The sequence below is a fragment of the Streptomyces ipomoeae 91-03 genome (assembly GCF_000317595.1).
Taxonomy (GTDB): domain Bacteria; phylum Actinomycetota; class Actinomycetes; order Streptomycetales; family Streptomycetaceae; genus Streptomyces; species Streptomyces ipomoeae.
Map to the genome: position 1 here is coordinate 1 of NZ_AEJC01000450.1, position 19565 is coordinate 19565.

17 protein-coding genes and 1 pseudogene are annotated in these 19565 nt (G+C 71.0%); 8 read left to right on the forward strand and 10 right to left on the reverse strand.

Annotation, left to right across the window (positions count from 1 at the left end):
- On the forward strand, positions 1-464 hold a 464-nt coding region (locus STRIP9103_RS29705), incomplete at its 5' end, for an SAM-dependent methyltransferase (protein ID WP_009326585.1).
- A 40-nt stretch (positions 465-504) separates the two neighbouring features.
- Here the strand turns inward: STRIP9103_RS29705 and STRIP9103_RS29710 are convergent.
- The 6 genes from STRIP9103_RS29710 to STRIP9103_RS29735 all read right to left on the reverse strand — a co-directional run bounded on the left by STRIP9103_RS29710 (position 505) and on the right by STRIP9103_RS29735 (position 8745).
- Entirely contained in the window at positions 505-2148 is a 1644-nt protein-coding gene (locus tag STRIP9103_RS29710) for an acyl-CoA synthetase (protein WP_009326592.1), read from the reverse strand.
- On the reverse strand, positions 2145-3257 hold the full coding sequence (locus tag STRIP9103_RS29715; protein ID WP_009326587.1) for an NAD(P)H-dependent flavin oxidoreductase: 1113 nt from the start codon (positions 3255-3257) through the stop codon (positions 2145-2147). The genes STRIP9103_RS29710 and STRIP9103_RS29715 overlap by 4 nt, the downstream gene beginning before the upstream one ends.
- Before the next feature lie 246 nt (positions 3258-3503).
- Entirely contained in the window at positions 3504-3695 is a 192-nt protein-coding gene (locus STRIP9103_RS29720) for a DUF2795 domain-containing protein (RefSeq protein WP_009326590.1), read from the reverse strand.
- A gap of 113 nt (positions 3696-3808) precedes the next feature.
- Positions 3809-5431 (reverse strand): phytoene desaturase family protein, encoded by a 1623-nt coding sequence (locus tag STRIP9103_RS29725; protein WP_048821227.1) that lies wholly within the window; start codon positions 5429-5431, stop codon positions 3809-3811.
- A gap of 88 nt (positions 5432-5519) precedes the next feature.
- Complete coding sequence (locus STRIP9103_RS29730; RefSeq protein ID WP_048821228.1) at positions 5520-7808, reverse strand: serine/threonine-protein kinase; 2289 nt, start codon at positions 7806-7808, stop codon at positions 5520-5522.
- A 64-nt stretch (positions 7809-7872) separates the two neighbouring features.
- Complete coding sequence (locus tag STRIP9103_RS29735; RefSeq protein WP_009326582.1) at positions 7873-8745, reverse strand: oxygenase MpaB family protein; 873 nt, start codon at positions 8743-8745, stop codon at positions 7873-7875.
- Between the two features lie 154 nt (positions 8746-8899).
- Between STRIP9103_RS29735 and STRIP9103_RS29740 the strand changes: the two genes are divergently transcribed.
- Positions 8900-10030 (forward strand): PP2C family protein-serine/threonine phosphatase, encoded by a 1131-nt coding sequence (locus tag STRIP9103_RS29740; RefSeq protein ID WP_009326596.1) that lies wholly within the window; start codon positions 8900-8902, stop codon positions 10028-10030.
- A 24-nt stretch (positions 10031-10054) separates the two neighbouring features.
- Here the strand turns inward: STRIP9103_RS29740 and STRIP9103_RS29745 are convergent, their stop codons facing one another.
- Complete coding sequence (locus STRIP9103_RS29745) at positions 10055-11770, reverse strand: IlvD/Edd family dehydratase (protein WP_009326595.1); 1716 nt, start codon at positions 11768-11770, stop codon at positions 10055-10057.
- Between the two features lie 47 nt (positions 11771-11817).
- Here STRIP9103_RS29745 and STRIP9103_RS29750 point away from each other — a divergent pair, with 47 nt between their 5' ends.
- Genes STRIP9103_RS29750 through STRIP9103_RS29760 form a run of 3 tightly spaced genes read left to right on the forward strand, consistent with a single transcriptional unit; the run spans position 11818 to position 14595 of the window.
- Entirely contained in the window at positions 11818-12642 is an 825-nt protein-coding gene (locus STRIP9103_RS29750; protein ID WP_009326593.1) for an IclR family transcriptional regulator, read from the forward strand.
- A 46-nt stretch (positions 12643-12688) separates the two neighbouring features.
- On the forward strand, positions 12689-13549 hold the full coding sequence (locus tag STRIP9103_RS29755; RefSeq protein ID WP_009326588.1) for a fumarylacetoacetate hydrolase family protein: 861 nt from the start codon (positions 12689-12691) through the stop codon (positions 13547-13549).
- Between the two features lie 11 nt (positions 13550-13560).
- Positions 13561-14595: a zinc-dependent alcohol dehydrogenase gene (locus STRIP9103_RS29760; RefSeq protein WP_009326581.1), complete on the forward strand. Its 1035-nt coding sequence runs from the start codon at positions 13561-13563 to the stop codon at positions 14593-14595.
- Positions 14596-14630: 35 nt separating this feature from the next.
- Here STRIP9103_RS29760 and STRIP9103_RS29765 read toward each other — a convergent pair whose 3' ends face one another.
- The gene (locus tag STRIP9103_RS29765) at positions 14631-14978 is read right to left on the reverse strand and encodes an SDR family oxidoreductase (RefSeq protein ID WP_078614094.1); all 348 of its coding nucleotides are present in this window, start codon (positions 14976-14978) and stop codon (positions 14631-14633) included.
- Positions 14979-15402: 424 nt separating this feature from the next.
- Between STRIP9103_RS29765 and STRIP9103_RS47245 the strand changes: the two are divergent.
- Positions 15403-16061 (forward strand): annotated as a pseudogene (locus STRIP9103_RS47245) (SDR family NAD(P)-dependent oxidoreductase).
- Positions 16062-16097: 36 nt separating this feature from the next.
- Entirely contained in the window at positions 16098-17171 is a 1074-nt protein-coding gene (locus STRIP9103_RS29775; RefSeq protein ID WP_009326586.1) for a sugar ABC transporter substrate-binding protein, read from the forward strand.
- 273 nt (positions 17172-17444) lie between these two features.
- Here STRIP9103_RS29775 and STRIP9103_RS29780 read toward each other — a convergent pair whose 3' ends face one another.
- Complete coding sequence (locus tag STRIP9103_RS29780; protein WP_009326589.1) at positions 17445-18623, reverse strand: acyl-CoA dehydrogenase family protein; 1179 nt, start codon at positions 18621-18623, stop codon at positions 17445-17447.
- A gap of 87 nt (positions 18624-18710) precedes the next feature.
- The gene (locus tag STRIP9103_RS29785) at positions 18711-19079 is read right to left on the reverse strand and encodes a four-helix bundle copper-binding protein (RefSeq protein ID WP_009326580.1); all 369 of its coding nucleotides are present in this window, start codon (positions 19077-19079) and stop codon (positions 18711-18713) included.
- 122 nt (positions 19080-19201) lie between these two features.
- Here STRIP9103_RS29785 and STRIP9103_RS29790 point away from each other — a divergent pair, with 122 nt between their 5' ends.
- Positions 19202-19564, forward strand: a complete 363-nt coding sequence (locus STRIP9103_RS29790) for a DUF6479 family protein (protein WP_048821230.1) — start codon at positions 19202-19204, stop codon at positions 19562-19564.
- The last annotated feature ends 1 nt before the right edge of the window (position 19565 follow it).

Below are 19565 nucleotides of genomic sequence, written 5' to 3' on the forward strand. Positions count from 1 at the left end.
CGCATGCCCGTGCGCTGCTCATCAGTACGGCGGAGGGGGCGACCGACTACATCGACGCCGATCTGCACGACCCGGAGACCGTTCTGCGGGAGGCGGCGAAGACCCTGGACCTCTCCCGGCCGGTCGCGCTGACGCTGATGCAGGTCAGCGGGCACATCGCGGACTACGACCGGGCGCGCTCCATCGTCGGCACGCTGATGGACGCCCTGCCGTCCGGGAGTTGGTTCGCCTTCAACGACAGCGTGGACACGAACAAGGCCAACGCCGAGGCCACCCGCCAGTACAACGAGAGCGGAGCGGTCCCGTACTATCTGCGCAGCCCGGCCGAACTCGCCGGATTCTTCGACAGGTTGGAGATGCTGGCCCCGGGGGTCGTGCCGCTCAACGACTGGCGCCCCGATCCGGCGGAGGGCGACCGGTCGACCGAGGTGATCGCGCTGGGCGGGGTCGCGCGCAAGCCCTGACGCGTACGCGCGACGACGCCATCGGTGCGGGCCCCGTCACTCACACGGTCCGTTCCCGGCCCTCCCAGTACGGTTCGCGCAGCCTCCGCTTGTACAGCTTGCCGTTCGGGTCGCGGGGCATCGCCTCGGTGAAGTCGACGCTCTTCGGACGCTTGTACCCGGCGAGTTCGCGGGCGCAGTGGGCGAGGATCCCCTCGGCGAGCACGGGCCCGGGGGTGAAGCCGGGGGCGGGTTCGACGACGGCCTTGACCTGCTCGCCCCAGTCGTCGTGCGGGATGCCGAAGGCGGCGGCGTCGGCGACGGCGGGGTGGGTGAGGAGAGCGGCCTCGATCTCGGCGGGGTAGATGTTGACCCCGCCGGAGATGATGAGGTCGATCTTCCGGTCGCGGAGGAAGAGATAGCCGTCCTCGTCGAGGTAGCCGAGGTCGCCGACGGTGAAGAAGTCGCCGATGCGGTTCTTGTTCGTCTTGGTCTCGTCCTTGTGGTACGAGAAGCCGCCGGTGCTCATCTTCATGTAGACGGTGCCGAGTTCGCCGGGCGGCAGCCGGTTGCCGTCGTCGTCGAAGATCGCGAGTTCGCTGATGGGCCAGGCCTTGCCGACGGTGCCGGGCTTCTTCAGCCAGTCCTCGGCGGTGGCGAAGGCGCCGCCGCCCTCGCTGGCCGCGTAGTACTCCTCGACGCTGTGGCCCCACCACTCGATCATGGCCCGTTTCACATGGTCCGGGCAGGGGGCGGCGCCGTGGATGGCGTGCCGCATGGACGACACGTCGTAGCGGGCCCGTACGTCCTCGGGAAGCGCCAGCAGCCGGTGGAACTGGGTGGGGACCATGTGGGTGTGGGTGCAGCGGTATGTGTCGATGAGGCGGAGCATCTCCTCGGGTGTCCACTTGTCCATGAGGACGAGCCGGTGCCCGATGTGCAGGGACGCGCTCGCGAACTGCAGCACGGCCGTGTGGTAGAGCGGCGAGCACACCAGGTGCACATTGTCGTCGTACGGCTTGATGCCGAAGATGCCGAGGAAGCCGCCCAGGTACGACTCCTCGGGGAGCTTGCCGGGCAGCGGGCGGCGGATGCCGCGGGGGCGGCCGGTGGTGCCCGAGGTGTAGTTCATGACCCAGCCGAGGGTGCGGTCCTCGGGCGCCGACTCGGGCTGTCCGTCGACGAGTTCGGCGTACGGGCGGAAGCCATCGACCGTGCCGACGGCGTACCGGTGGCTTCCGGGGAGCCCCGCCTCGTCGGCGGCGTGCCGTGCGGCCTCGGCGAAGCGTTCGTGGGCGATGAGGACCTTGGCGCCCGAGTCGGAGACGATCCAGGCGATCTCGGGGCCCACCAGGTGGTGGTTGACGGGGACGAGGTAGAGGCCGGCCTGGGTGGCGGCGAGGTGGGCGGTGAGGAACTCGACGCTGTTGGGGAGCACGACCGCGAAGGCGTCGCCGCGTTCCAGACCGGCGGCGCGCAGGCCGTGCACCAGGCGGTTGGCCTCGGCGTGCAGGCGTCCGGCGGTCCACTCCTCGCCGTCGGGGGCGACGAGGACCGGGCGGTCGGGGTCGGCGGTGGCCTGGGCCCAGAATCCTTGGGGAGCTTGCGGCTGAGGGGCTTGCCGTTGAGGGGCTTGGCCTTGAGTGGCTGGGCCCTGAGGTGGAACGTGGCCCTGACGAGCTGGGCTTTGAGGGGCTTGGCTCACTGTTCCTCGCTCCTTCCGGCGATCCGGTTGACGCGGTCCACGGCCCGCTCGAAGCCGCGGGTGAGGTCGTCGAAGACGGCCTGGACGCTGCGTTCGCTGTCCATCCGGCCGACGATCTGCCCGACCGGGGTGCCGAGCAGCGGCTCCACCTCGTACTTCTGGATGCGGGAGACCGCCTCCGCGACCAGCAGCCCTTGCAGCGGCATGGGCAGGGCGCCGGGCCCGGCGGGGTCGTCCCAGGCGTCGGTCCATTCGGTACGGAGCTGGCGTGCGGGTTTGCCGGTGAGGGCACGGGAGCGGACGGTGTCGCCGGAGCCGGCGGCGAGCAGCTTCTCAATCAGCCGCGGGGAGGGCAGTTCGGCCTCGGTGGTGGTCAGCCAGAGCGAACCGAGCCAGACACCCTGGGCGCCGAGCGCGAAGGCGGCGGCCACCTGCTGTCCGCTGCCGATGCCGCCGGCGGCGAGCACGGGCAACGGCGATACGGCGTCCACGACTTCGGGGGTGAGCACCATGGAGGCGATCTCGCCGGTGTGCCCGCCGGCCTCGTACCCCTGGGCGACGACGATGTCGATGCCGGCGTCGGCGTGCTTGCGGGCGTGCCGGGCGCTGCCCGCGAGCGCGGCGACGAGGACGTTGTGTTCGTGGGCGCGGTCGATGACGTCGGCGGGCGGGGAGCCCAGCGCGTTGGCGAGCAGCCGGATGGGGTAGTCGAAGGCGACGTCGAGCTGGGTGCGGGCGACCTGTTCCATCCAGCCGGTGATACGCCAGCCGGAGGCCTCCCCCTCGGCGAGTTCGGGCACGCCGTACTTGGCGAGGGTGTCCTTGACGAACTGCCGGTGTCCCTCGGGGATCATCGCCTCGACGTCCGCCTCCGTGACGCCCTCCACCTTCTTGGCCGGCATGACCACGTCCAGGCCGTACGGCTTGCCGTCGACGTGGGCCTCGATCCAGTCGAGGTCGCGTTTGAGGTCGTCGGGGGCCGTGTAGCGGACCGCGCCGAGCACCCCGAAGCCGCCGGCCCGGCTGATGGCCGCGGCGACGGCGGGGAACGGCGTGAAGCCGAAGACGGCGTGCTCGACTCCCAGTTTCTTGCTCAGCTCCGTCTGCATGGGCGCAGGATGCCGCAGTCCTCCGGACGAGGGAAGAGGTTTTCTGATGCACCGTCAGTTTTTATGGTGCCGTCCGGCGGGAGCTGGAGCGCCTACGGGGAGGGGGCTGTCGGTCATATGGGCGACAGCGGCTTCGCTGCGGCTGGTCGCGCAGTTCCCCGCGCCCCGGGGCGCGGGGAGCGACTTCCCCTATGAGGATGCGCCCGACTGGCGCCGAGCGCATCGGTGCGGTGTGTGCTGGGGCCGCTACTCGTTGAACACGGCCTTCTGGACGTCGTTCGGGCCGTCGAAGCGCTCCTTCTTCAGACCGCTGAGACGGCTCACCACCTTGTCGTCGGCCTTGTTCTTGCGGGCGCGCTCGACGAGGTGCTCCTTGTCCGTCGGGTATTCCATGCCCTTGAGGGCCTTCTGCAGATCCGTCGGCCTGAGGTCGGCCATGAGAGCCTCCCTGTGGTGCGTGGGCGGCCCCGCCGGGCGGGGCGGCCGTGTCGTACAGGATCACGCACCTCCCGCAGTACCCCTCCCGCCCCGAATCATGCGACTCGATCGGATCAGGACGGACGCCCCGAGGCTTCGAGCACCGCCATCGCGGCGTTGTGCCCGGGCACCCCGCTGACCCCGCCGCCGCGTACCGCGCCGGCGCCGCACAGGAGGACGTTCGGGTGACGGGTCTCGACACCCCAGCGGCCGGTGTCGTCCTGGGCGTACGGCCAGGTGAGGGCGCGGTGGAAGATGTTGCCGCCGGGGAGGCCGAGATCGTGTTCGAGGTCGAGGGGGGTCTTGGCCTCGATGCAGGGGCGGCCGTCGGCGTCGGTGGCGAGGCAGTCGGTGATCGGCTCGGCGAGGTGCGTGTCCAGCTGGGCGAGGGTCGACTTCAGGAGTTCCTCACGGACGGCGTCGTTGTCGGCCTCGAAGAGCCTCGCGGGGGTGTGCAGGCCGAACAGGGTGAGCGTCTGGTAGCCCTGGTCGACCAGGCCGGGGCCGAGGATGGTCGGGTCGGTGAGGGAGTGGCAGTAGATCTCGGAGGGCGGCGCCTCGGGCAGCCCGCCGGCGGCGGCCTGGGCGTAGGCGGCGGCGAGCTGGTCGTAGCCCTCGGCGATGTGGAAGGTCCCGGAGAAGGCGTCGCGGGGGTCGACGGACTCGTCGCGGAGTCGCGGCAGCCGGGTGAGCAGCATGTTCACCTTGAGCTGGGCACCCTCGGCGGGGGCGGGCGGTTCGTCGCCGGTCAGGGCGGCCAGTTCCCGCGGGGAGGCGTTGACGAGGACGTGGCGGGCGGCGACGGCTCCTTCCGTGTCGGCCGTGCGGTAGGTGACCTCGGCGGAGCGTCCGTCCGTCGCGATGCTCCGCACCTCGTGGCCGGTGGCGATCACGGCACCGGCGTCGCGCGCGGCCTTGGTGAGCGCGTCCGTGAGGGCGCCCATCCCTCCCACGGGTACGTTCCAGGCGCCCGTGCCGCCACCGATCACGTGGTAGAGGAAGCAACGATTCTGCACCAGGGAGGGGTCGTGGGCGTCCGCGAAGGTGCCGATCAGGGCGTCGGTGAGGACGACCCCGCGCACCAGGTCGTCGCTGAAGGTCGCCTCGACGGCCGTGCCGATGGGCTCCTCGAAGAGGATCCGCCAGGCCTCCTCGTCGTCGACACGGCGACGCAGCTCGTCCCGGGTGGGGAGGGGCTCGATGAGGGTCGGGAACACCCGCTCGGCGACGCGGCCCGTCATCCCGTAGAAACGCCGCCACGCCTCGTACTCGGCGTTCGAACCGGTGAGCCGCGCGAACGCCTCCCGCGTGCGGCGTTCACCACCGCCGACGAGCAGACCGGTGGGGTGTCCGTCGCGTTCGGCGGGGGTGTACGAGGAGATCGTGCGCCCCCGGACACGGAAGCCGAGGTCCAGGTCCCGCACGATCTTCCGGGGCAGCAGGCTGACCAGGTACGAGTACCGCGACAGCCGGGCGTCGACCCCGGTGAACGGCCGGGTGGAGACCGCCGCGCCGCCGGTGTTGCCCAGCCGCTCCAGGACCAGCACGGAGCGGCCGGCCCGGGCGAGGTAGGCGGCGGCGACCAGTCCGTTGTGGCCACCGCCGACGATCACGGCGTCGTACGAGTCGTGCGGCCGGGGTCCGGGACGGCCGGGCTGTACCGCGGGGGTCGGGGCAGGTGTGGGGGTGGCAGGCATGGCTCTTCGTAACATGCGGTGATCGGGGTCGGCCAGGGGGGTGTGCCAGGTGGATCAACCAGTCGTACACCCTGCGGTCGCCCGGTTCTCAGTGACGGCCCGTCGCTCGCTGTTGCCGTAACGCCGCCACCCTGCGGTACAGCTCCACGGCCTCCGGGCCGCGGCCGAGCTGTTCCAGGCAGTGGGCCTCGTCGTTGCGGCTGGCCAGGGCGTCGGGGTGGTCGGCGCCGAGGACGCGGGCGCGAGCCTCGGCCACGCCGCGGTACTCGGTGAGGGCGTCGGCCCAGCGGCCGAGCCAGCCGAGGCCGACGGCGACCTCGCGGCGGCTGACGAGGGTGTCGGGGTGGTCCGGGCCGAGGGCGCTCTCGCGGAGGGCGCATACGTCGCGGGACTCGGCGAGGGCCTCCTCCCAGCGGCCGAGGCGTCCGAGGTTGACGCCGAGGCCGTGCCGGGCGCGCAGGGTCTCGGGGTGGGCGGGTCCGTGGACGCGGGTGCGGTCGTCGACCAGGGCGCGGTAGAGGGTCAGGGCGTCGGCGCTGCGGCCGAGCCGGCCGAGGCTGATGCCGACCTCGTAGCGGGCGGCGAGGGTGTCGGGATGGTCGGGGCCGAGGGCCCGCGCACGGGCCTCGGCGACCTCCTGATAGGTCCCCAGCGCCTCCGGCCAGCGCCCCAACTGACCGAGGGCGTAGGCGACTTCGCAGCGGGTGACGAGGGTGTCGGGGTGCTCGGCGCCGAGGACGCGGGCGCGGGCGTCGGCCACCTCGCCCGCCATGCGGTACGAGTCCTCCAGGCGCCCGAGCCTGCTGAGGTTGAAGGCGAGGTTGTGGCGGCAGCGCAGGGTGTCCGGGTGGTCGGGGCCCGCGATGCGTTCGCGGGCGGCGAGGACGGAGGTGTACGCCTGGTGGGCCTCGAAATGGCGACCCAACTGGCCGAGTACGTACGCCATTTCCTGCCGGGCGGCGAGGGTGTCGGGGTGCTCGGTGCCGAGGACGCGCTCGCGGGTGCGGGCGACGTGGGCGAACTCGCGCAGGGCGTCGGCGGGGCGCCCGGTGCGGCTGAGGGTGAAGCCGACCTCGTAGCGGCTGGCCAGGGTGTCGGGGTGGTCCGGCCCGAGGGCGTGCTCGCGTTCGGCGGCGACCGCGCGGTGCACCTCTCCGGCCTCGGTCCAGCGGCCGAGCCGGCCGAGGCTCAGGCCCGCGTTGTGCCGCCCGGCCAGTGTGGTGATCAACTCCGATGACGGCGTGGGGCGTTCGGCGCGTACGGGTTCTTCGGCGGGGCCGGTGGCGGGGCGGGTGATCCACTCTCCGGTCAGTCCGGCCGCGGCGTCCGGCGGGGGGAGGCTCGGTCCGGCGCCGGTGGCCTTGGGGCCGGTGGTCATGCCGCGCGTCCAGGACGGCAGCCGACGCTCGCGCGGGGACAGCGGCTCTGGGCGGGCGCGAGGGCCGGGGGTGCCGGAGCCGGTGGCGGGGGGCGCGGGTCGCGAGACGACCGTGGGGATGTAGGCGGCCGGCTGCGGCGCGGGGCCGGCCGTACGGCCCTCGTCGACGCGGCGGCCCAGTTCGCGGGCGTCCTGCGGCCGTTCCTCGGGCTGCTTGGCCAGCAGGTCCAGGATGATGCGGTCCAGGTACTCGGGCACGTCCTCGCGGTGGCCGCGCGGCGGCCGGGGTGGGGTGTCGCGGTGGCCCATGAGGACAGCCCAGGCGTCGTCGAGGTCGAACGGCGGTACGCCCGTGATGAGTTCGTAGAGGACGCAGCCGAAGGAGTACAGGTCGCTGCGGTGGTCGACCTGGCCGCCGCTGATCTGTTCCGGGGACATGTAGTGCGGGGTGCCCATGGCGATGCCGGTGCCGGTGAGCCGGGAGGTGAAGGTGACGTCGCGGCCGAGGCGGGCGATGCCGAAGTCGCAGATCTTCACCGTGCCGTCGGCGAGCCGCATGATGTTGGCGGGCTTCAGGTCACGGTGCACGATGCCCTGTTTGTGGGTGTAGGCCAGCGCCGAGGCCACCTGGTCGGCGATCTCGACGACATCGGCGACCGGCAGCGGATGGTGCTTGTTGTCCTCCAGCAGTTGGCTGAGGTTGCGGCCCTCCAGTAACTCCATGACGAGGAACAGCACTCCGTCGGACTCGCCGAAGTCATGGACGACGGTCACCCCGCGGTGCTGGAGCGCGGCGGCCACGCGTGCCTCGCGCCGGAAGCGCTCCCGCAGGACATGGGTGACGGACTGGTCGGGCTGGGTGTTGATGGGCTTGAGACACTTGACCGCGACCTGCCGGCCCAGCGACTCGTCTCTCGCGCGCCAGACCTCACCCATCCCGCCCCGCCCGATCAGATCGAGCAACCGGTACCGGCCCTGGATCAGCCTGGTGTCCGCCATCGCCAACGACCGCCCCCGTCCGTACGGACCCGCCCCGTAGGTCCTGGTCGTCCAGTATGGCGGCCTATCTCATGACTTTGTATGGTGCCGGGCGTGCGCCGGGGCCCAGTCGGGCCATGGCGCGGAGGATGTGTTTGGGCGGGAGTTGCCAGCGCAGCCGGGCGGGAATCGAGCGCAGCAGGGTACCGGTGAGCCGTAGGCGCCGGGTGACGGTCGCCGGGGCCGGGGCCGGTCGGCCGTACAACTCGTGGGCGTACGGCGGCAGAGAGGCGTACGCGAGGTTCGCCACGCGCCGCCACAGTGCCTCGCGTGCCGGTACGAGCAACGGGTGCGTGGGCGGTCGGCGCAGGAAGTCGTCCACCTCCCGTGCCTCCGGCCCGGCGGCGAGCTCGGGCCGCATCTTCTCGAAGTACGCGGCCAGCTCCGCCCGGCTGTCGGGCACTTCGGCCGGGTCGAGGCCCACCAGGCGGGCGCTGACCCGGTGTTCGTCGATGTACCGGTCGGCGGCGGTGTCGGTGAAGGGGAAGCCGGACCGGCGCAGGACGTGCAGATAGGAGTCGATCTCGGCGCAGTGCACCCACAGCAGCAGCTCGGGCTCGTCGACGCCGTACCGCTCCCCCGTGTCCGGGTCGGTCGCCGTGAGCATGCTGTGGATCTTCCGGACGCGGGCGCCCGCCCGTTCCGCCGCCTCTGTGGTGCCGTACGTCGTCGTACCGACGAAGTCGGCCGTCCGCATCAGCCGCCCCCAGGCGTCCTCGCGGAAGTCGGAGTTCTGCATGACGCCGCGCACCACCCGGGGGTGCAGGGCCTGGAGGTACAGGGCGCGGATTCCGGCGATCCACATCATGGGATCGCCGTGCGCCTGCCAGGTCACCGAGGCCGGGCCGAACAGGCCGGGGTCGACCGTCAGGGGGTCACCAGTTCGAGAGGCGTCCACGCCGCCAGTGTGACAGAGCTGCTCATTGCCCGGAAGGACTGCCGATGACCTGCGCTTATGTCAACCAGGGCAGCTACCGGCGGGGCGCCTCATCCCCTTCGGCCCGGCCTGCATACGGTAAGAGGAGATCATCACCATCTGCCCGGGAGTCCCGATGTCCCGTACCCGCCGTACTCTCCGGAGGAGACCCGCCGAGGTCTTCGAGGCCATCGAGCCTCCCGGCAACGGGGAACTGGTCGCCGGAGTCGTGTCGGTGACGGTCTTCGTGGAGGCCCTGGGTGCCCTGTCCGGGTCGGAGGTGTGGCTGCTCGGGCTGCTGGTCTTCCTGCCCGGCGCGGCGTCGGCGCTGTGCACCGAGGTGCAGACGAGGTTCGTCGCCGCGTGGACCGCGCTGGTCGTCACCGCCACCGTGGTGCTGCGCAACCGCGCCGACGGCCACTTGCTGGACCGGCTCCTGCTGGTCCTGCTCACCCTCGCCCTCGCCCTGACCTCCGTGTACGCCTGCCGTCGCCGGATCAGACGCGAGCACGAGATGGTCCGTCTGCGCTCCACCGCCGCGGCCATGCAGCGGCACATCCTGCACCCCCTGCCCCTGGTCACCGACGACGTCCTGGTCAACGGCGTCTATGAACCTCTCCATGAGGACCGGCTCGTCGGCGGTGACATCTACGACGTCGTCGACTCACCCTTCGGCACCCGGGTACTGATCGGTGATGTCCAGGGCAAGGGGCTGGCCGCCGTGGGCACCGCCTTCGCCGTCATCGGCGCCTTCCGGGAGGCCGCCCACCGCGAACCGACACTGACCGCGCTGGTCGACACCCTGGACGCCGCCGTCGTACGGCACAACTCCTACGCCGAACAGACCGGCGAGGACGAACGCTTCGTCACCGCTCTGATCGTCTCCGTCGACGCGGACATCGATGTGCAGGTCGTCAACTGCGGGCACATCCCGCCCCGTCTGCTGCACGAGGGCGCCGTCACCACACCGTCCCTGGACTCCGGTGTGCCACTGGGCCTCGCCGAGCTGGCCAGCGAGCCCACCACCGTGGACTGGTTCGACTTCCCGCCCGGCGCGACGCTGCTGCTGACCACCGACGGTCTCACCGAGATCCGCGGCGCCGACGGCACGTTCTACCCCGTCGACGAACGCCTGATGAAGCACTTCGGCCTCTCCCCCACCGAACTGCCCGAGTCGCTCTACGAGGACGCCCGCGCGTTCGCCTCCGGCGACCGCCCGCACGACGACATCGCCGTCCTGACCGTGCGCAGGTCACCGCTCCGCTGAGCCGCGAGGTCGGTGCCGTCGCGGTCAGTGCGACTCGCGGCTCACCTCGGAGCCGCTGGAGCCGACGAGGAAGTCGAGGTCGGCGCCGGTGTCGGCCTGGAGGACGTGGTCGACGTAGAGGCGTTCCCAGCCGCGCCGGGGGTCGGCGAAGCCGCTGACCGTGGCCTCGCTCGGGGTTCTCCGGGCGAGTTCGTCGGCGGGTACGTCGACGTCGATGCGGCGGGCTTCGACGTCGAGGGTGATGAGGTCCCCGGTCCGTACGAGTGCGAGGGGGCCGCCGGCGGCGGCCTCCGGTGCGACGTGCAGGACGACCGTGCCGTACGCCGTGCCGCTCATCCGGCCGTCGCAGACCCGGACCATGTCGCGGACGCCCTGTTCGAGGAGTTTCTTCGGCAGGGGCATGTTGGAGACCTCGGGCATGCCCGGGTAGCCCTTGGGGCCGCAGCCGCGCAGGACGAGGACGGAGTCGGCGTCGACATCCAGATCCGGGTCGTCGATACGGGCATGGAAGTCCTCGATGGAGTCGAAGACGACGGCCCGGCCTCGGTGGCGCAGCAGATGCGGGGAGGCGGCGGCCGGTTTGATGAGCGCGCCGTCGGGGGCGAGGTTGCCGCGCAGGACGGCGATGCCGCCCTCGGCGACCAGGGGTTGGTCGCGGGTGCGGATGACCTCGCCGTCCCAGATCGGGGCGTCGTCGAGCGCGTCGACCAACGGCTCGCCGGTGACGGTGAGGGCGTCGGGGTCGAGCAGGTCGCGGACCTCGCGCAGGACGGCGAGCAGGCCTCCGGCGCGGTGGAAGTCCTCCATGAGGAAGCGGCCGGCCGGCTGGAGGTCCACCAGGACCGGGACACGGGAGCCGATGCGGTCGAAGTCGTCGAGGGTCAGGTCGATGCCCAGGCGGCCCGCGATGGCCAGGAGGTGGACGACGGCGTTGGTCGAGCCGCCGATGGCGGCCAGCGCGACGATCGCGTTGTGGAAGGACCCCTTGGTGAGGAAGGTCCCCGGCCGCCGGTCGACGGCGACCATGTCGACGGCCAGCCGGCCGGTGTGGTGCGCGGCCTCCAGCAGACGGCTGTCGGGGGCGGGGGTTCCGGCCACGCCCGGGACGACCGTGCCCAGGGCCTCGGCCACCAGGGCCATGGTGGAGGCGGTGCCCATGGTGTTGCAGTGACCTCGGCTGCGGATCATCGCCGACTCGGAGCGGGTGAACTGCTCCTGCGAGAGTGTGCCCGCGCGGACCTCCTCCGACAGCCGCCACACATCGGTGCCGCAGCCCAGCGGCTTGCCGCGGAAGGTGCCGGTGAGCATCGGGCCGCCGGGTACGACGACGGCGGGCAGGTCCACCGAGGCCGCGGCCATGAGCAGCGAGGGGATGGTCTTGTCGCAGCCGCCGAGGAGGACGACGCCATCGATGGGGTTCGCCCGCAGCATCTCCTCCGTGGCCATCGCCGCCATGTTGCGCCAGAGCATCGCGGTGGGCCGTACGTTCGTCTCGCCCAGCGACACCACGGGCAGGTCCAGCGGGATGCCGCCCGCCTCGTACACGCCGTCGCGCACGGAGGCGGCGACCTCGTCGAGATGGGCGTTGCAGGGGGTCAGGTCCGAGGCCGTGTTGGCGATGGCGATCTGCGGCCGGCCGGTGAAGGCGTCGCCCGGCACGCCTCTGCGCATCCACGCCCGGTGGATGTAGGCGTTGCGGTCCTGTCCCCCGTACCACTGTGCGCTGCGGAGCCTCGCCATGGAACCTCTTCCAACAGTCGATACGGTGGTCTACAGTCTGGAACGCCATGGAGCATACGCAGACGTACGACGGATCGACAGCCCCCGGCGAGGACCGCTCGACGGGCGCCGACGTCAACCGTCTTGTGGGCTCGGACCGGGTGCTCGCCGTCCTGAAGGAGCTCGCCCGGTATCCCGACGGAGTGGGGCTGGAGGAGCTGACGCGGGTCGTCGCCAGCCCCAAGCCGACCGTGCACCGGGCGCTCGGCGCGCTGCGTCGGGCGGGGCTCGCCGACCAGGACGCCCATGGCCGCTATGTGCTCGGGGACGAGTTCCTGCGGATGGCCTTCGCCCACCACGAGGCCCGCCCCGAGGCGGTCCGCATCCGCCCCGTACTCGAAGCCCTGGCGCACCGGTTCGGCGAGACCGCGCACTACGCGGTGCTCGACGGGCACGAGGTGGTGTACCGCGCCAAGGTCGACCCGCCCACCGGTGCCGTCCGGCTGACGTCGACGATCGGCGGACGCAACCCCGCGCACACCACCGCCGTGGGAAAGCTCCTGCTCGCCCGGCGGTTGGGCACCGTGGAGGAGGTCGAGGCGTGGATCGGCGGCTCCCCGCTGGAACGGCGTACGGTGCGCTCCCTGTGTACGGCCGCCGCCCTCCACCAGGATCTGACGGCGACGCGCTGGAGGGGGTACGGCGTCGACGACCAGGAGAACGAGACCGGCGTCAACTGCCTCGCCCTTCCCGTCTATCCGACCTCGCCCACCGTGCCCTCCGGGGCCGTGAGCGTCAGCGCGCTGGCGTACCGGACCCCGCTGGCATCCCTGGTGGACGCCCTCGACGAGTTCCGTGCGCTGCTGGGTCCGCTCGGCGAGCCGCACTCCTGATCCCCCCTCGCCTCCCCCACCGTCCCTCACTTTGGAGAGCAGCATCGTGTACCTCATGCGTATCGGCGCCGTCGGCGCGGAAAAGCCGGTGGCCCGGATCGACGACGAGACGTACGTCGATCTGTCGGACGTCGTCACCGACTTCGACGAGGCGTTCTTCGGCTCGGGCGGCATCGACCGCGTCCGCCCCGTCGTCGCCGAGCGAGTGGCGGCGGGCCGGGTGTCCCGTTTCGCGGGGGAGCGCGTCGGCGCGCCGATCGCGCGCCCGCACCAGATCCTGTGCATCGGCCTGAACTACCGTGACCACGCCGCGGAGAGCGGCATGGCGGTGCCCGACGAGCCGATCCTGTTCACCAAGTCGCCCAACACGCTGGTCGGTCCGCACGACGACGTGCGCATCCCACGGGGGTCCACCAAGACCGACTGGGAAGTGGAACTCGGCATAGTGATCGGCAGGCGCACCAGCTACCTCGACTCCGTGGACGAGGCACGGGACGCCATCGCCGGCTATCTGGTGGTCAACGACGTCAGCGAGCGCGCCTTCCAGCTGGAACGGGGCGGGCAGTGGGCCAAGGGCAAGTCGGCGGAGACCTTCAACCCGGCGGGCCCGTGGCTCGCCACCACCGACGAGATCGAGGACGTCCTCGCCCTCGACATGTGGCTGGACGTCAACGGCGTCCGCCGGCAGACCGGCAACACCAAGACGATGATCTTCGACCCGTACTTCATCGTGCACTACCTCAGCCAGTTCCTCGTCCTGGAGCCCGGCGACCTGATCAACACGGGCACCCCGCCCGGCGTCGGCATGGGCCTCACCCCGCCCGTGTATCTGCGGCCGGGTGATGTGATGGAACTGGGCATCGGCAAGCTCGGCACACAGCGCCAGCACGTGCTCGGGCCCCGGTGAGCCGTCGCCTGATGCGCGCGTTCGTCCTGACCGCGCCGGGCGCGTACGAGGTCCAGGAGCTCCCGGCGCCGACGGCCGGCCCCGGTGAGGTGGTCGTCGACGTGGAGCGGGTCGGGGTGTGCGGCACCGACGTGGAGTTCTTCACCGGTGCGATGGCCTACCTCCACCAAGGGCACTCCAGCTACCCGATGCGGCCCGGTCACGAGTGGGCCGGGCGGGTGGCGGCGGTCGGTGACGGCGTCGACCCGGGGTGGCTCGGCCGCCGCGTCATGGGGGACACGATGCTGGGCTGCGGCGGCTGCCGCCGCTGTCTCCGGGGCCACCAGCACGTGTGCGAGCAGCGCCGGGAGGTCGGTATCCGCGGCGGGCAGGCCGGGGCCCTGGCGGAGCAACTGGCGGTACCGGCCTCCTCGTTGCACGCCCTGCCCGACTCGGTCGACGCCGTGCTCGGCGCGCTCGTGGAGCCGGGCGGCAACGCCCTGCGCGCGGCACGGGCCGCCGAGGCCGGCCCCGGTGACCGTGCGCTCGTCCTGGGGGCGGGCGCGATCGGCCTCCTGGTGGCGATGTTCCTCCGGGCGGCGGGCGCGGAGGTCCATCTACTGGACCGCGCCGACAACTCCCCCGCGTTCGCCCACGCCCTGGGCTTCGAGCACGTGTGGAACGAGCGCTCCCTCCCGGATCTGCCCTTCGACGCGGTCGTCGACGCCTCGAACGCCGCCCATCTGCCGGGGCGGGCCCTGGAGTTGGTCGAACCCTCCGGCCGCGTCGTGTACATCGGCCTGGCCGGCGAACCCAGCGGGATCGACACCCGCACGCTCGTCCTGAAGGACGTGACAGCGGTGGGCATCCTGTCCGCCTCCCCCGGCCTGGCCGCCACCATCCGGGCCTACGCCTCCGGCACGATCGACCCCCGGCCTCTCGTCGCGGCCACGGTGACCCTCGACGGGGTCGGGCCGATACTCGCCGGCCAACGCCCGGAGGGCGTGGGCCCCGGACCCAAGATTCATGTGAACCCCGGGTCGAGTCGGGCGAGCGGTGCCTCATGACTCACTTCGGTCCGGTACTCACTTCGGTCCGGTCGTCATCTGTCACGTACGGCGGCGAGCACGCCACCGTCGACGAGGATGTCGATGCCGTTCAGGAAGCTCGCCTCGTCCGAGAGCATGAACGCGACGACGGCCGCGACCTCCTCCGAGCGACCGGTCCGACCAAGCGGCGTCACGTCGATGAGCCTCTGCATCGACGTGGGCTCGGCCGCCTCCTGCCGCCCCTGCGGGGTGTCGATGATCCCTGGCGCGAGCGAGCACACGCGGGCCCCGACCGGCCCAAGCCGCACCGCTTCCCTGCGAGCGAACCGGGCCACGCCGTGTTTGGCCCACGGGTAGGCCGGCGTGGACTGCTCGATGTCCGGCCCGACGGCCTCACGGATCCGGTCGAGGAAGTCCTCTCGGTCTCACCGGGATCGCCCACGACGATCAGGACGCGCCACGGCGGAGCGGCGACGGCTTCTCGGTAGGGTTCGCCACACCAGGACACCAGCAAGTAATTGCCTGACTCAAGTAATGTCCTGCGGTTTTTGGCGGCGGGCGGCGAGGACGTCGGCCTGTTCCCCACCGGCCGGCACGGAGACCTCGTCGCCGCGCAGTCGGACCACCCAGGCGATATCGCCATCGCCGCGCCGAAAAACTGTCGGCTGCGGTCACCTCGGCGTGACCGCAGCACCACGTCGGCGGCCCACCGAAGGCCGCTCCTGACCGCTCCGCGGCCCGCCACACTCCAGCAGCCCAGTGAAACCCGCAGGTCAGACAGCGAAATCCTGCTGGAGTACTAGATTGGAAAGCGGAGGCGAGAGCATGGGCGCGTCGGAGTATTCCGGGCTGACGACCGTAGTGAGCGGTGGCTCATCAGATGTCGGACTGGCCATGGCGCGGCTGCTCACCTGCGGGACCCGTGTCGCCCGCCTCGACCTCAAGCCCGACGACGTGCCCGCGCCGCCGGCCGGCATTCCGGCCGACGTGGCCGTCCGAGCGGCGGTCGAGAAGGCCGCACGGTGGCTCGGCGGCATCCGCATCCCGGTCGACAACGCCGGTATCGGCGCCCCGGGCTCCATCGAGGGCAACACCCATGGCGAACGGCGCCGGGTCTTCGAGGTCAACGTTGTCGGCATTGCGAGTGTCCCCGGCCGCCGTGCCGCGTCTGCGCCGCTCCCGGAGCACGGCGATCGTCAAGACCCACTCCCTCGCCTCAAGCGCAGGGCTGCCCGACCGGGCCCTGTACTCATCGCCGAGGGGCGCGGTTCTCTCCCTCACTCGCGCGACCGCCGCCGACATCGTGCACTCCGGGATCCGAGTGAAGTGCGTCAACCCCGGTGTGCGCCCGCCAGACGATGGGCCGACCTGTCACCACCGACGCCATCGCGTATCCCGCGAGCCCGCTCTCCGGTTCCACCACAGGTACTGGTCTCGCCGTCGACGGCGGCATGCACGGTCTACGGATCCGGCCCCGCGTCTGACCTCCCGCACGAAACCGTTCGCAAGGAGAACCAGCCGTGAAGCCCCGATGCCTCCGATATCTCGGCCTCGGCGCCGTCAGCGCTCTCGCCGTCACCGCGCTCGGCGCCTGCGGCGGCTCCGGTGCCGAGACGGGGGGCGACGCGGACAGCACCCCGGTGGTGGGCGTCGACTACCCCCGCTCCGACACCGACTTCTGGAACGCGTTCATCCAGTACACCCCGGGGTTCGCCAAGGAGCTCGGTCTGGAGCTGAAGACCACCAACTCGCGGAACGATGTCGCCAAACTCGCCACCAACGCACAGAGTTTCATCATCCACGGGGTGAACGGCGTCGCGATGGCCCCGCAGAACACCGCCGCGATCGCGCCCATCCTGCGGCAGTTGGCCGCGCAGAAGATCCCCGTGGTCACCCTGGATACCCGTCCCGACACCGGCGACGTCTACATGGTGGTGCGCGCCGACAACCGCGAGTACGGAGAGAAGGCCTGCCGGTTCCTCGGCACCAAGCTCGGCGGCGAGGGCAAGGTCGTCATGCTCCAGGGCGACCTTGCCTCGATCAATGGCCGCGACCGCACCGAGGGGTTCAACGAGTGCATGAAGGAGAACTATCCCAAGATCAAGGTCTTCGGAGAGGCGACGAACTGGGACGGGGCGGTCGCGGCGCAGAAGCTGCAGACGGCTCTCACCGCCCACCCTGACATCAAGGGCGTCTACATGCAGGCCAGCTTCGCGCTCTCCGGCACCCTGCAGGTGCTCAAGCAGCAGGGTCTGCTGGTCGGCCCGGAGGACAACAAGCATGTGTTCGTGGTCTCCAACGACGGCATCCCCAGAGAGCTCAGGGGCATCGCCGAGGGCAAGATCGACGCCACGGTCTCCCAACCCGCTGACCTCTACGCCAAGTACGCCCTCTACTACCTGAAGGCGGCGATGGAGGGCAAGACGTTCAAGCCCGGCAAGACAGACCACAACAGCACGATCGTCCAAGTCCGCGACGGTGTGCTGGAGGACCAGCTGTCCGCACCGCTGGTGACCGCGGACGGCGGGACCTACGACGGGGTTCCCAGCCTCAAGAGCGACGACAAGTCCCTCTGGGGCAACAACCTCGGCTGACCTCACACGGCATGCACTCGTGACCTCGCACGGCGTGCGCTCGGCGAACGCCTCTTGTAACACCGCGCCCAGCAGCTGCCCCAAGATCTCCGTCAGAGCGCACGCTGCCGCTGGTGTACGCCCACGGGCAACCTCGGACGCGGCACCAGTGGAGAACTCGCGACCCGGCAGACGGTGCCCACTCGATCTTGACCGACTGGGGCTACCGTCGCCGCGGGAAACTGGTGCCGACTATCCGCGGCAGTGACAACTGACGTCAATGGTCACATCACCCTAACGGCGGACCCGCGGCATTCCCAGGCCGATCCACGAGATGATCTCGCGTTGGATCTCGTTGTTGCCGCCGCCGAAGGTGAAGATGACGGCGGAGCGGTAGCCGCGTTCGAGTTCGCCGTGGAGGGCGGCGCCCGCCGAGCCCTCCTTGAGGGCGCCGACGGTGGCGACGATCTCCATGAGCCAGGCGTAGGCGTCGCGGCGGGCCTCGGAGCCGTAGACCTTGACGGCGGAGGCGTCCTGTGGGGTGAGGGTGCCGTCCTGGACGGCGCTGACCATGCGCCAGTTGAGGAGTTTGAGCGCGTCGAGCCTGGTGTGGGTCTGGGCGAGGCGACGGCGCACCCAGGGGAGGTCGATGACGCGGCGGCCGTCGGCGAGTTTGGTCTCCATGGCCCAGCGCTGCACGTTGTGCAGGGAGCGGATGGCCATGGTGCCGTGGGCGGCGAGGGTGACCCGTTCGTGGTTGAGCTGGTTGGTGATCAGGCGCCAGCCCTTGTTCTCCTCGCCGACACGGCGGGAGACGGGGACGCGGACGTTCTCGTAGTAGCTGGCGGTGGTGTCGTGCGAGGCGAGGGTGCGGATGAGGGTGCAGGAGTAGCCGGGGTCGGTGGTCGGGACGAGGAGCATGGTGATGCCCTTGTGGGGCGGGGCGTCCGGGTCCGTGCGGGTCGCCAGCCACACCCAGTCCGCGGTGTCGCCGTTGGTCGTCCAGATCTTCTGGCCGTTGACGATGTACTCGTCGCCGTCCCTGACCGCGCGTGTCTTCAGCGAGGCCAGGTCCGTGCCGGCGTCGGGCTCGCTGTAGCCGATCGCGAAGTCGATCTCTCCGGAGAGGATGCGCGGCAGGAAGTACGACTTCTGCTCCTCGGTGCCGAACTGCATGATCGTGGGGCCGACGGTGTTGAGCGCCATCAGGGGCAGCGGGACGCCCGCCTGGGCTGCCTCGTCGAAGAAGATGAACTGCTCGATGGCGGTGAGACCGCGTCCGCCGTACTCCTTGGGCCAGCCCACGCCCAGCCAGCCGTCGGTGCCGAGGCGGCGGATGGTCTCGCGGTAGAAACGCTTCTGCGCCGCCGGCTCCACATGGCGGGTGTGGGCGTCTTCCGGGACCAACTCGGCGAAGTAGGCGCGCAGTTCGGTGCGCAGCCGGTGCTGCTCGGGCGTGTATTCGAGGTGCACGGCGCCTCCAGGCTCCCCAGGACCGACCTGACGGCGCACACGCTAGAACGTGTTCCAGTAATTGGGAACAGGCGGGAGCCCCGGTACTCACCCCAGCGTGACGAGGAAGTCCGTGCAGGCGCGCGCGCAGTCCCGGCAGGCCTTGGCACTCGCCTCGGCACCGGGGTACTGGTCGAAGACCTGCGCGCACTCCAGACAGACCGTGCGGCACCACTCCACCTGGACGCGGATGCCCGCCTCGTCGAGGTGGGGCTGTTCGGAGAGGACGCGGCAGGTGGCATCGCACACCTCCGCGCACATGATGCCCCTGCGTCGCATCTGTTCCCGGTCCTCGGGCCCGTCCGGGTCGGTGAGGCTCGCCCGCAACGCACACGCTCGCGCACACTCGGTGCATGCCTGCGCACAGGCGAAGCGGTCTTCGAGGAACCGGATCAATTCCTGCTGGGATGTCGTCATCGAGGTCACTCGGAGCGGGTAGCCGGAAGGCGATGCGGCCAAACACGGCGACCGGCGCCGGCGACCGACCCGGTTTCGGGTTCGCCCTGGTTCACTCAGTGACTTGAGGGTATTCGTACCTCATGAACATGGAATGGACATATATGGCCGCAGAGCGCAGCGTGCTGGGCGGTATCGCGCCGTTCCTGGCAGGTGTCGTGGTCGTGGGCGTCCTGGTCGGAGCCCTTTGGCTCGGCGCGCGGGTACGGGCGCGTGAACCGCGTCGTCCACTCCCCGAGGAGCAGCCGAGGCTGCCCGACGGCGGTCCCGTCCGCGAGGAGTGGGAGAACCGCGAGCCGGACGAGATCCCCAAGAGCGATCTCCGGCTGACGCCGTACGAAGTGCACGGCAACCTGGGCTCCCGTCCGAGCCCGTCGAAGGAGCGGCGGCGCTGGAGCAGGGGCAGCAGCGGTTCGTTCGGCGGCGGAGGGTTGGGCGCGCACTGAG